The following is a 12,052-nucleotide window of genomic DNA, read 5'->3' on the forward strand; positions in this document are numbered from 1 at the left end:
TCAGAAAGAGAAAACTGCGAGTATTGCAATTATTTATGTATATAACTTTTTTTAAAATTATATTTTAAATATAACTAGTTTTTTATAAATTTTTTGATATAATTACATACGGGAAACGGGAAGAATTTTGTCTTCCCATGTGTTTTTATTTGCATCTAGTTCTTTTGCTAGATGCTTTTTTTATGCTAAAAAAGGTATCCTCAAATACTTTGAGGATACCTTTTCACTTTTATTATCTCTGCTGTTTTCTACCTAATACGAATAATCCAAAACTCATCATTACAAGAAGTGCTCCCATATATGGTTCCACAGGCATTTTCTGTCCTGTCTTCGGTAATTCTTTTTCCGGTTTTTCTGGATTCATCGTTTCCGGTTCTCCTGGATTCGGTGTTCCAGGTTTTTCTGGATTTGGTGTTCCAGGTTTTTCTGGATTTGGTGTTCCAGGTTTTTCTGGTTCTGGCGGTGCTAAATGATTCAATTTGTTTAATACTTCTAATTGAACTGAATTTATCATTCCTTTTGTAATTTCAAATGGAATTGGATTAGTTAATTTTTCATATCCTTTTGGTGCTTCTACTTCTACTAGTGTGTAGTTACCTACTGATAAGTCTGAGACTTTCGCTTTTCCTTCTTTATCTGTTGTTACTTTCGTTACCACTTTACCTTTTTCATCTTGCACTTCAAACACAGCTCCTGATAATACTTTCTTGCTTTCAGTAGCCCTTTTTGTAATCTCCACTGAACCTTTGTCTAACTGTTCATTCTCTACTTTCAATGATAAGACTTTCGTCATACCTTTTGTAATTTCGAATGATACTGGTTCCGTTAACTTCTTGTAACCTGGTAAGCTCTTCGTCTCTACTAATTTGTATTTTCCTACTGATAGATCTGAAATATTTGCTTTACCATTTTTATCTGTCGTTACTTCTGTTACTACTTTGCCTTGCTCATCTTGCACTTCAAAGACTACGCCTTCTAATACTTTTTGGCCCTCTTTATCTACTTTTGTAATTTCTACATTTCCTGTATTCACTAATTCATTTTCTACAGTTAATTGTAATGCTGTAACTCTACCTTTTTCAATTTCGAATGAAATCGGTTTTTCAAGTGGCTTGTATCCTACTGGTGTTTCTACTTCTACTAACTCATACTTTCCAATAGATAAATCTGAAACATTTGCTTTTCCTTCTTTATCCGTTGTTACTTTCGTTACTACTTTTCCTTTTGAATCACGTACTTCAAATACAACATTTTCTAATGGTGCTTTACTATCTTTATCTATTTTTGTGATTTCTACATTTCCCGTATCTACCATTTCATTTTCTATTTTTAATGATAGAACTTCTGTCATTCCTTTTTTGATTTCAAATGATACTGGTTCTGTTAACTTTTTGTAACCTGGTAAGCTTTCTTTCTCTACTAATTTGTACTTTCCTACTGATAAGTCTGAGATTTTTGCTTTACCATTTTTATCTGTTTTTACTTCCGTTACTACTTTTCCTTGCTCATCTTGCACTTCGAAGACTACACCTTCTAATACTTTTTGACTGTCTTTATCTACTTTTGTAATCTCTACTGAACCTTTATCTAACTGTTCATTCTCTACTTTTAGTGATAAGACTTCTGTCATTCCTTTTTTGATTTCGAATGATACTGGCTCTGTTAACTTTTTGTAGCCTGGTAAGCTTTTCGTCTCTACTAATTTGTATTTTCCTACTGATAGATCTGAAACGTTTGCTTTTCCTTCTTTATCTGTTTTTACTTCTGTTACTACTTTGCCCTGCTCATCTTGTACTTCGAAGACTACGCCTTCTAATACTTTTTGGCTCTCTTTATCTACTTTTGTAATTTCTACTGAACCTTTATCTAACTGTTCATTCTCTACTTTTAGTGATAAGACTTCTGTCATTCCTTTTTTAATTTCGAATGATACTGGCTCTGTTAATTTTTTGTAGCCTGGTAAGCTTTCTTTCTCTACTAATTTGTACTTTCCTACTGATAAGTCTGAGATTTTTGCTTTACCTTCTTTATCTGTTTTTACTTTTGTTACTACTTTACCGTTTTCATCTTGTACTTCAAAGACTACGCCTGCTAATGTCTTCTGACTGTCTTTATCTACTTTTGTAATCTCTACTGAACCTTTATCTAACTGTTCATTCTCTACTTTTAGTGATAAGACTTCTGTCATTCCTTTTTTAATTTCGAATGATACTGGTTTCGCTAGTTTTTTATATCCTGGTAAGCTTTCTACCTCTACTAGCTTATATTTCCCTACTGATAAATCTGAAACGTTTGCTTTTCCTTCTTTATCTGTCGTTACTGTTGTTACTACTTTGCCTTTTTCATCTTGCACTTCGAATGTTACGCCTTCTAATAACGCGCCACTTTCTTTGTCCACTTTTGTAATCTCTACTGAACCTTTGTCTAATAGTTCATTCTCTACTTTCAATGATAAAACTTTCGTCATACCTTTTTTGATTTCGAATGATACTGGCTCCGTTAATTTTTTGTAACCTGGTAAACCTGCTTTTTCTACTAATTTGTACTTTCCTACAGATAAGTCTGAGATTTTTGCTTTTCCTTCTTTATCTGTCGTTATTTCTGTTACTACTTTGCCTTTTTCATCTTGCACTTCGAAGACTACACCTTCTAATACTTTTTGACTGTCTTTATCTACTTTTGTAATTTCTACGTTACCCTTGTCTAACATTTCGTTTTCTACTGTTAAAGCAAGCGATTTTGTCATGCCTTTTTCAATTTGGAAAGTAATCGGATCTACTAATTGCTTATATCCTTTTGGTGCTTTTACTTCTACTAACTTGTATGTGCCAACTGATAAATTAGTAATTTGTGCGTGCCCTTTTTTATCTGTCGTTATTTTAGCAACCACTTGTCCTGCTTTATCTTGAATCTCAAATACTGCATCAGCTAAAACATCTTTATTTTCTTTGTCTACTTTTGTAATTTCTACATTTCCTGTATCAACTAATTCATTTTCGACAGTTAATTGTAATGCTGTTATTCTACCCTTTTCAATTTCGAATGAAATTGGTTTTTCAAGTGGTTTGTATCCCGCTGGTGTTTCTACCTCCACCAACTCATACTTCCCAATGGATAAATCTGAAACATTTGCTTTTCCTTCTTTATCCGTTTTTACTTTTGTAACTACTTTTCCTTTTGAATCACGTACTTCAAATACAACATTTTCTAATGGTGCTTTACTATCTTTATCTATTTTTGTGATTTCTACATTTCCCGTATCTACCATTTCATTTTCTATTTTTAATGATAGAACTTCTGTCATTCTTTTTTTGATTTCAAATGATACTGGTTTTTCTAGCTTTTTATAACCAGGTAAACTTTCTACCTCTACTAATTCATACTTTCCTACAGGTAAACCTGAAACATTTGCTTTTCCTTCTTTATCTGTTGTTACTTTTGTAACTTCATTACCCTTTTCATCTTGGACGATGAACGTTACTCCCGCTAACGGTGCTTTATTATCTTTGTCTACCTTTGTTATCTCTACATTTCCCGTATCTACCATTGCATTTTCTATTTTTAATGCTAGTACCTCGATCATGCCTTTTTTAATTTCAAACGATACTGGCTCTGTTAATTTCTTATAGCCTGGTAAACTTTCTTTTTCTACTAATTTGTACTTTCCTACTGATAAATCAGAGATTGTTGCTTTTCCTTCTTTATCTGTTGTTACTTCCTTTACTACTATTCCGTTTTCATCTTGCACTTCAAAGACTACGCCTTTTAATGCTTTCTGACTGTCTTTATCTACTTTTGTAATTTCTAATGAGCCTTTATCTAACTGCTCATTTTCTACTTTCAATGATAGGACTTCTGTCATACCTTTTTTAATTTCAAATGATACTGGCTCTGTTAGTTTTTTGTAACCTGGTAAGCTTTTCGTCTCTACTAATTTGTACTTTCCTACTGATAAGTCTGAGATTTTTGCTTTACCATCTTTATCTGTTTTTACTTCTGTTACTACTTTTCCTTTTTCATCTTGCACTTCGAAGACTACACCTTCTAATGCTTTTTGGCTGTCTTTATCTACTTTTGTAACTTCTACTGAGCCTTTGTCTAACTGCTCATTTTCTACTTTCAATGATAAAACTTCTGTCATACCTTTTTTAATTTCAAATGATACTGGCTCTGTTAGTTTTTTGTAACCTGGTAAGCTTTTCGTCTCTACTAATTTGTATTTTCCTACTGATAGATCTGAAACGTTTGCTTTTCCATCTTTATCTGTTACTACTTTTCTTACTACGCCATCTTTCTCATCTTGGACTTCAAATTCGACACCGGCTAATACTGCACCGTTTTCTTTGTCCACTTTTGTAATTTCTATATTACCTTTGTCTACCATTGCATTTTCCACTTGTATTGGGAATATGCCGTCCCCTGTTACATTTACTTCGAACTCTTTTTCTTTTAATTGGTATCCTTCAGGCGCTTTCGTTTCTTTTAAAATATATTTTCCTGTTGCTAACGGTTTAGAGATTGCCTTACCATCTTTATCTGTAACAATATGTTCGACTACTACACCGTCTTTTACTATATCAAACTCTGCATTTGCTAATGGTTTTTCACCATTTTCCGAATCAATTTTCTTTACTTCAATTTGACCCTTTTGTATAGTATTTTTAATTTCAATTGTTTTTGTTTCTCCAGCTTGAAGTGTAACCTCTACTGGTTCTTTTAATTTTTGATATCCTTCTGGTGCTACTATTTCATAAACTTTATACGTCCCAGGGGCTAAAGTTTGAGGTATTGAAAAACCTTTCTCGTCCGTTTTCAGTTTTGCAACAACTTCATTTGCACTATTTCGAACTTCAAATTCGGCACCTTTTAACCCTTTATTCGAATCCTCAGCATCTATTTTATGAATTGATACTGTACCGTCTTTTGGAGTTTCAGGCGGCGTAACAGTTACTTCTTTCGATGTTAATTTCTTATCATCAAAATGTAATTCCGCTTTATTAGGAATCTTCTTATCTACGTAAGACGATAAGTCTGCATTCGCTTTAATTTTCGCCTTAATACTGAGGTTAATTATCTGGTCTTCATATGACTTATAGTCAAAATTCTCACCAAACGTAAATGTTACTTCACTTCTTTGTTTATCTACATTTAACGTTCCTTTAGCAGTAATATCTTGGCCATTTTGATCATACACTTTTGCATCTAATACTTCTAAAACATCTTCTAAATCATCACGAATTACCATAGATGTGTATTTAGGTGGATCATTTGGTATATGTGTACCAACTTGGTATTGTATAACTTGATCCATTTGTGTTAACTGCTCATTCTCTACAAGCTTACCATTCTCACCAACTATATTTTTTTCAATGCTCGGTGGATTGTTTTCACCTGAACCGGATCCTCCCCCACCACTTACAAATACTTGTCCTACTTTTTCTTCAGTTTTAATATTTTTCCCTTCTAATTTCACTGTATTTTTATGAGGTTTTGCAGCAGGATTAGTAATCTTTGTTTTATATCTTAAAATATAGCCTTTTGAACTGTCTGGAAATTCAATTGTAAATCCAGTCTTCGCTGCATTAATTTTAATTTTAGATAAATCTGCTGGCTTAATATTTGTTGGTGCATAACCATCTTCAAATACAGCCTCTTCTAATACTACGCTGTCTGTAATTAACTCATGCCCAGGTCCTAATGTATCTGTTAATTTAAGATCTTGCATTTCTGTTCCAGTTGCATTTACATATACAAGCCAATCAGCAATGGACGGATCTTCTTGATTATAAGAACCCCATTTCAATAGATTATCTGTATTGGGCTGTGGCTTTGGTCTCTCTGTCGTATTATTTACACTTACTTCTTTATTTACGATTTGACCATCAACGTTAAATTCTAATGGAATTTCTTTGACACCATCATATGCTTCTAGACCAAAGTAGAATTCTACGAATAAAGAACCTTTAATGTTATTCTTTCCTTCTACGTAATCACCCATAGTACACGTCAATAGACCCTTTTTCATCTCACATGTACCAACTGTTTTTCCTTCAGCATCTTTTAAAGGAAAACTCATATTCATAAGGTCTTTTCGAAACTCTTTTGGCATATCAATTGTGAATTGATCTCCACTTTTTATTTTTTCTTTAGCTGACCACTTCACTTCTACTTTCATGCCATCTGAGGCTTGATATGGTTCAGATGTCGTGCCATCAGTACGGGAAATATTAATTTCGTCCACTGGACTTTTCATCACAGCAGCTTGAATAACTGGAGCCCATACATTTAGCACTGAAAATAATACTAGAAAAACTAATGAAACCATTGAAATATGCCTTTTAGCACTATTCATTTGCATAGTTCCCTCCTAAATTTTTATATTTATATAACAAAAAAAGACCGTCCGGTTGCATCAAAAATGTGCAACCAGACGATCTTAGTAACCAATATGTATTACCGTAGACTCTAAGCTTTGCGGCCTATCCTTTCGAATAGTGTGCTAAAAATATCATTTATTCTGTTTTTGTTTCATTTTCCTCTTAAACCAAATATTACTATACCGTCTGGACGGTTGTAATTCAATACTCTATCAAATTGTTCTATTTTTCTAATAAAAAAAATAATTCACCACTACATTAAATAAGCAATGGTGAATTATTTTACATTATATAGTTCGCATATTCTATTTATATGAATTGTCAATAAGAGCTTGAATCACTTTTTCTCTTAATTCGGGGCTTAGTCTTCCAACCCCTAAATATTCCGAATACCATAATCCATCTGCTGCTAATCTAATAATTGTTGCACAAACCGAATCTATCTCATCATTTTCTATTTTATTTTGCAGTTGCTGAAATGATTGTTGTAACGGCTCAAGTAATTCAGGTTTTAGCATTAATGCTGCCATCATACTACTACCCAACTCTTCTACTCTTCTTTCATTACTTAATCTTTCCTCTACAAAAGAACGCACCCATCTTCCTTTCTCCTCTAAGTCTTCCTCTACTTTATTGTAGATAGCGGCTTGACACTCCTCCGTCCCTTTGAGTATCATCCCCTCTATTAAAGCTTCTTTAGTTGAAAAGTGATACAACAATCCCCCTTTACTTATCCCTGCCTCTTTTGCTACCGCTTCTAAGGTTAATTTAGCAACCCCTTTACATTGTACAATTTGAGAAGCGGCTGCTAAAATCTTTTGCCGTGTTATACTTATACTCATTCCTTTTTAAAACCCCATTTCTACTAAATTTATATAAATACGTATCTTATTTTTAATATCGCTGAGTAATAATAAAGTGAAACTTTAATCAGTGGGGGTTTTGTTCATCCCCCACTGATTATTAGCCTTCACCAATCGGGCTTTTACGGGCAGTTGATCCCCCACCTAACTTCTTCGCTTTCTCTGAATTTTGAGGTGGGGGTCTTACTGCCCGTTAATGCGGGATAAATATTTTCTTTATACAACAAAGGCTTCATTGCCTTTGAATTATTCGTTGCTTCTTCTATTAAAAATTTCCATATCATTCAATATGATAACATCAAATACACAACGCTGACTATACATCTATACATTTATATTCATTACAAATATATCCATACATACGAAATCCCCTACAAATTGATTCTCCTCATATATCTAATCTATAATTTAAAAAGAGTTATATTTTCATAAAAATAAAATTTTATAAGGATGATCCCATTAAAGAAATTTTCCATTAGTTATTTAACATGCTTACTAATTTTTTCTGTCGTTGTGAACGTTTTACAGTATACACTAGTTCCAAATTATGCAGATTCATGGGGACCAATTTGGGTATCTATCATTATGTATATCATTCTTGGAAGTATTCCTGTTTTTATCGGCTGTTTATTAGGTGATTTTTGCTATAAAAAAATAAAAAGAAGTCACGAATTAAAAATCGGAATCCCTTTGTTTTTATTATTAGGTTTCTTTTATAATTATTTATTCGGTATATTCATGACTAGAGAACTTTTTCTATCTTTTTCTCCAATAGGATTTACTGGTTTAGATCTTCCTATTACTTTATCATCTTTATTGTTTTACCTTATAAGACGGCACTAATCCCTTCATCATTACAAAAAAATGTTATCACTCTCGTTAAATAGAGTAATAACATTTTTTTATAAACTACTTAACAATTTGCTTCCAACTAGCATCCTTCACATCTTCGCTAGTTGGTTTTCTAACTGATCCAACACAACATTCCTCGCAAGCACCAAACGCAATGAAATTTTTCTGTGCTTGTCTTAACGAGACTTCATTCGCCCCGCCTTCATAATCAGGATTGTTAAACTGAACCTCATCATCTTCCCAATAACATATATTACAAATTTCATATGTACCTGGTGGTTCTTCTTCTAATGTTCTATATCCGCAACATGGACATGTATATTTCATTTTATCACTCCATTATTAACTTGTTTTTTCTCCAATATATTCCGGCCTACAAAGAATGTAACAGCGCAAATCATAGTTATCCCTATGAAATACATCGTTTCAAGAGTGCGAACTTCTTCATATGCAGCTCGAATCCCTACCATTACAGACACAAAGATAAAAACAATACTAAAAGCTAAAAGTAAATATAATAATAAAGATATAATATAGCTCAATTTAAACCGTAAAATGATACCTCTAAACAATAGCTCACCAAGAAGACATCCACCTAAAATAATAGGTAATCCGAAATACAATGTAAGGACTCCTATTTGCGCAGTAGATTGAATTACCTTTCCAAGTATAGTCGGTGAAGTCCCCTCATTAAATTTTTCCATCCTGTCATATAAATCAAGTACCGTTAATGAAATAAAGAAACTTAATATAGAAAATGAATACGGAATTAAAAATTTGCTCAATCTCATTCACCTCACTTTTTTCTTTATATATTATTCATTATTTCCTATCATTTTTACATAAAAAATAACCCTCTATGATAAAACATAAAGAGAAGAATTTCTATATAAAAACACCTAAACCATCTGCTCCCTATATTCTTTAGGATAGATGATTTAGGTGTTTTATTAGAAAGTAGTGCCTTCTTTTTTATAATATTCTTTTGAAATCTCTTCATAAAATGCGGCTGATGTCGCGTAGAAATAAGGTGCTAACCATAAGAAACCGATTCCTATAGTAAGAATACTTAAAATGAACCAGCCTAAGAAACTTAAGCATAATAAAAAGTAATCCATTTTATGTCCATTCATCATATGACGACTTTCAGTAATCGCTTGATTCGCTGTATATTCCGGATGATCATTCAAAATAAAATATGTCATAGAATAAGAAAATGATTTAATAATACCAGGAATAATAAGAAGTAATGTCCATAGAGTCACGTATACATACATTAGTAAATATGTTAAAAACGACTTCATCAACTTACTTCCATCGCTAAACCATCTAAATATATGACCAATGCGAGCATCAGTCCCACGAATTGCATTTAAAACAAGATAATAGGCACCTATTGTTAATGGACCAATAACAATCATTACAATAATACTTACTGTAAGTGAATCATTTGCTTCTTCCCAACCCCAAAATATCGAGAAAATACCTGTGGTTAGCGTTTTAACAGCTCCAATAAGGATTCCAATTAATAAGGTTGCCCCTACCGCTAATCCCCATCTTCCTTTTAATGCGTCAAGTGCTTCTCTTTTCAACTGACTTATCATATATAACCTCCTAATACTTTTTCTATACTATCATACCATTTATATCAAAAACTCCATAGATTTCCCTAAAATAGAAGCATACTACCTTTTTTCATACGCATTGATACATGTGTGCTGTAGTTGTACTAATATATAGATTAAACGACTCATTTCCCTATAACAAAAAAGCCTGCCTTTCATAATAGGCAAGCCCTTTCAAGTTATTCTTCACTTATTTTCTTCTTATACCAATCCTGCATTCTCTCCACATCATTTACTCTCGTATGCTCTAGTTTATAATTCGATGATGCACTAGAGAACTTATACGTACATAAATCCGCGCGGCGCTGGAAATACGATTGCGTTTTTTCCATTGATTGGACGTGTCTTCTTCTGACAAGTCCTGTGTATTTTCCAACGCTGCGATATACAAGTGTAATTTGCTCTCCATTAACACTGTAACCATTTGTTTTAAATGTTGCGTAGCCAAGTGTAAAGATGAGGATCGCGAGCGGTAGTAATGCCCACATGATGTAATACTTTTCAAAGTATATACTTATTCCAGTAAGCGGGATTGCTAGCATAGCGAAGAAAATGAAACTATCAATGAGATAGCGGCGCAATGCTGCTTTTGGTAATGAAATAATGTTTGTATTCAGTTCATATGGTAACTGTAAATGTGCGAGTAACTGTTGCACTCGATCTTTTCGAATAATTGGATGCAGCGTAACTTTTTCTTTTTCGTCATCCATTCCCTTACTTTGAATTACTTCTACTTGCACAGCACAATAACCGAATGGTTGGCGTAAAATACTTTCTTTTATCGTAATACCTTGAATACGGTGCAATTTTAGTACGAGTTCTTTTCTTTCCAGTAACCCTTGCGAAATACGGACTTCATCATTTTTTCGATTTACTGTGAAGTTACCATGTTTTAACGCGTAGCCAATTGTAGATATAATCCAAGAAACGACGAGTAAAATAGCTACCATGTAAATCCAGCCATATATATCGTGGTCCATTACATATGACGTCACACTATTTTTTATCCATTTCGGAATATACTCATCTACTTGGTGATAAACGAAAAAGATTAAAGAGAATAATACTCCAAATTGACCAGATGTAACAGACGCTATTAAAATCTCTTTCCACGTTAATTTGTATTCTGTCGCTTGTTTTTCCTCTGTAATGATTTCTTTTACTTCTACTTCTTCTGATGTCTTTTCTACTTTCACTTCTGGAGTCGGCTCATTTAGTAAAGAAATAAGCTCCGCCGCTTCTTCTGCCGTAATACCGGCTAAGCTAACTTCTGCATCATCGCCTCCGCCAGCCGTTTCAATTTGAATTTTCTTTAAACCGAGCATTTGATATAACACGTTAGAACTTGTATTAATCGTTTGAACACGTTCTTTATTTAAGTAGCTCTCCTTCTTCACAAAGAGACCTTGTTTCACATGTAATACGTTATTTTCAACCCAGTATGTTGTGTAGTACCACTTTTCAAACGCTGAAAAAACGGTGAGTAAACCAAATGCTGCGGGAATTAAATACCAAAACGGGAATTTTCCGTTTAAACTAAACATGAAAATAAAGAGCGGTATAAAATCTCTTATTTTTAATTCTAATAACATCGTGATTGGATGCTGTCTCTTATACATCCTCATCACTCACTTTCGCTAATTCTGCGATTTTCGTTTTCAACATTTCTGCTTCATACATCGTTAAGCCTGGGATGCTGTGAGAAGTTGCCGCTGTTGAAATGTGTAATTCTGCTAAGCCATATTTTCTCATAATCGGACCTTGTTCAATCGTAACGTGCTGCACACGAATCATCGGTACTAATACGCGCTTTACGACGAAAAGACCGTGCTGTATTTCAAGTTCTTCTTCATTTAGTTGGTAGCTGTAATAACGTTGACGTAGTTTTGGGAATAAAAAGTACGAAAATGGTGCGAACACAACTGTTAGCCCAATCATCACATACAAAATCCACGCCCACCAATCAAATTTTATCATGAGGAAAAGGTAAGCTAAAATGACAAGTATACCGATCCCTTCTTCAATTACAGCACGAACTTTCCACACCTTGACCATGTCAGGGTGAATTTCATTTTTCAATGGATCCATATAACCACTCCAAATCTAGTAATCTAATATATGAATAATATCAATCTATATTTTACATAAATTTACAGAAAATTGAAATTTAATCTTCTTTCTTCTCAGGAATAAAATATCCAAACCAAAGTAACCAAATGAAACCGATTAACTTAAGCCAACTTCCATCCGCCTGAAAAGCTTCAATCATACCTGGAATTTTATAGATCCCAATAAATCCAAGAAAACCGAGCCACCAGTTTTTTTGCATTTTCAT

General features: G+C 33.4%; 9 protein-coding genes and 1 riboswitch. Of the genes, 1 reads left to right on the forward strand and 8 read right to left on the reverse strand.

All coding sequences use genetic code 11. The features are described 5' to 3' along the window. Positions 1–232: 232 nt before the first annotated feature. Together COK05_RS13380 and COK05_RS13385 are read right to left on the reverse strand one after the other, a co-directional pair. Positions 233–6,358 carry a SpaA isopeptide-forming pilin-related protein gene (locus COK05_RS13380; RefSeq protein ID WP_098612943.1) on the reverse strand — a complete coding sequence of 2,042 codons (6,126 nt, stop codon included), beginning with the start codon at positions 6,356–6,358 and terminating at the stop codon, positions 233–235. A 60-nt stretch (positions 6,359–6,418) separates the two neighbouring features. Next, a riboswitch (cyclic di-GMP riboswitch) is annotated at positions 6,419–6,511 on the reverse strand. A gap of 171 nt (positions 6,512–6,682) precedes the next feature. Further along, positions 6,683–7,219, reverse strand: a complete 537-nt coding sequence (locus tag COK05_RS13385) for a TetR/AcrR family transcriptional regulator (protein ID WP_098612944.1) — start codon at positions 7,217–7,219, stop codon at positions 6,683–6,685. Positions 7,220–7,690: 471 nt separating this feature from the next. Here COK05_RS13385 and COK05_RS31725 point away from each other — a divergent pair, with 471 nt between their 5' ends. Then, positions 7,691–8,083, forward strand: a complete 393-nt coding sequence (locus tag COK05_RS31725) for a hypothetical protein (RefSeq protein ID WP_098612945.1) — start codon at positions 7,691–7,693, stop codon at positions 8,081–8,083. Positions 8,084–8,149: 66 nt separating this feature from the next. Here COK05_RS31725 and COK05_RS13400 read toward each other — a convergent pair whose 3' ends face one another. The 6 genes from COK05_RS13400 to COK05_RS31315 form a co-directional block, all read right to left on the reverse strand. Then, complete coding sequence (locus COK05_RS13400; RefSeq protein ID WP_098612946.1) at positions 8,150–8,419, reverse strand: CPCC family cysteine-rich protein; 270 nt, start codon at positions 8,417–8,419, stop codon at positions 8,150–8,152. Continuing rightward, positions 8,416–8,877 carry a hypothetical protein gene (locus COK05_RS13405; protein ID WP_141539080.1) on the reverse strand — a complete coding sequence of 154 codons (462 nt, stop codon included), beginning with the start codon at positions 8,875–8,877 and terminating at the stop codon, positions 8,416–8,418. The genes COK05_RS13400 and COK05_RS13405 overlap by 4 nt, the downstream gene beginning before the upstream one ends. 165 nt (positions 8,878–9,042) lie before the next feature. Continuing rightward, a complete protein-coding gene (locus COK05_RS13410) occupies positions 9,043–9,696 on the reverse strand; it encodes a DUF975 family protein (protein ID WP_098612948.1) in 654 nt (217 codons plus the stop codon). Positions 9,697–9,896: 200 nt separating this feature from the next. Then, entirely contained in the window at positions 9,897–11,336 is a 1,440-nt protein-coding gene (locus tag COK05_RS13415) for a PH domain-containing protein (protein WP_098612949.1), read from the reverse strand. Beyond that, positions 11,329–11,805: a PH domain-containing protein gene (locus COK05_RS13420; RefSeq protein ID WP_000371358.1), complete on the reverse strand. Its 477-nt coding sequence runs from the start codon at positions 11,803–11,805 to the stop codon at positions 11,329–11,331. The genes COK05_RS13415 and COK05_RS13420 overlap by 8 nt, the downstream gene beginning before the upstream one ends. A 79-nt stretch (positions 11,806–11,884) precedes the next feature. Continuing rightward, the gene (locus COK05_RS31315; RefSeq protein WP_000783806.1) at positions 11,885–12,052 is read right to left on the reverse strand and encodes a hypothetical protein; all 168 of its coding nucleotides are present in this window, start codon (positions 12,050–12,052) and stop codon (positions 11,885–11,887) included.

The organism is Bacillus cereus, assembly GCF_002567495.1.
In the GTDB taxonomy this organism is placed as follows: Bacteria; Bacillota; Bacilli; order Bacillales; family Bacillaceae_G; genus Bacillus_A; species Bacillus_A cereus_AQ.

What these genes read in the sequence shown, in the direction of transcription:
- COK05_RS13380 (WP_098612943.1), bottom strand. Translation starts at nt 6,358, where the DNA reads ATGCAAATGAATAGTGCTAAAAGGCATATTTCAATGGTTTCATTAGTT.
- COK05_RS13385 (WP_098612944.1), bottom strand. Translation starts at nt 7,219, where the DNA reads ATGAGTATAAGTATAACACGGCAAAAGATTTTAGCAGCCGCTTCTCAA.
- COK05_RS31725 (WP_098612945.1), top strand. Translation starts at nt 7,691, where the DNA reads ATGATCCCATTAAAGAAATTTTCCATTAGTTATTTAACATGCTTACTA.
- COK05_RS13400 (WP_098612946.1), bottom strand. Translation starts at nt 8,419, where the DNA reads ATGAAATATACATGTCCATGTTGCGGATATAGAACATTAGAAGAAGAA.
- COK05_RS13410 (WP_098612948.1), bottom strand. Translation starts at nt 9,696, where the DNA reads ATGATAAGTCAGTTGAAAAGAGAAGCACTTGACGCATTAAAAGGAAGA.
- COK05_RS13415 (WP_098612949.1), bottom strand. Translation starts at nt 11,336, where the DNA reads ATGTATAAGAGACAGCATCCAATCACGATGTTATTAGAATTAAAAATA.
- COK05_RS13420 (WP_000371358.1), bottom strand. Translation starts at nt 11,805, where the DNA reads ATGGATCCATTGAAAAATGAAATTCACCCTGACATGGTCAAGGTGTGG.
- COK05_RS31315 (WP_000783806.1), bottom strand. Translation starts at nt 12,052, where the DNA reads ATGAAAATGCAAAAAAACTGGTGGCTCGGTTTTCTTGGATTTATTGGG.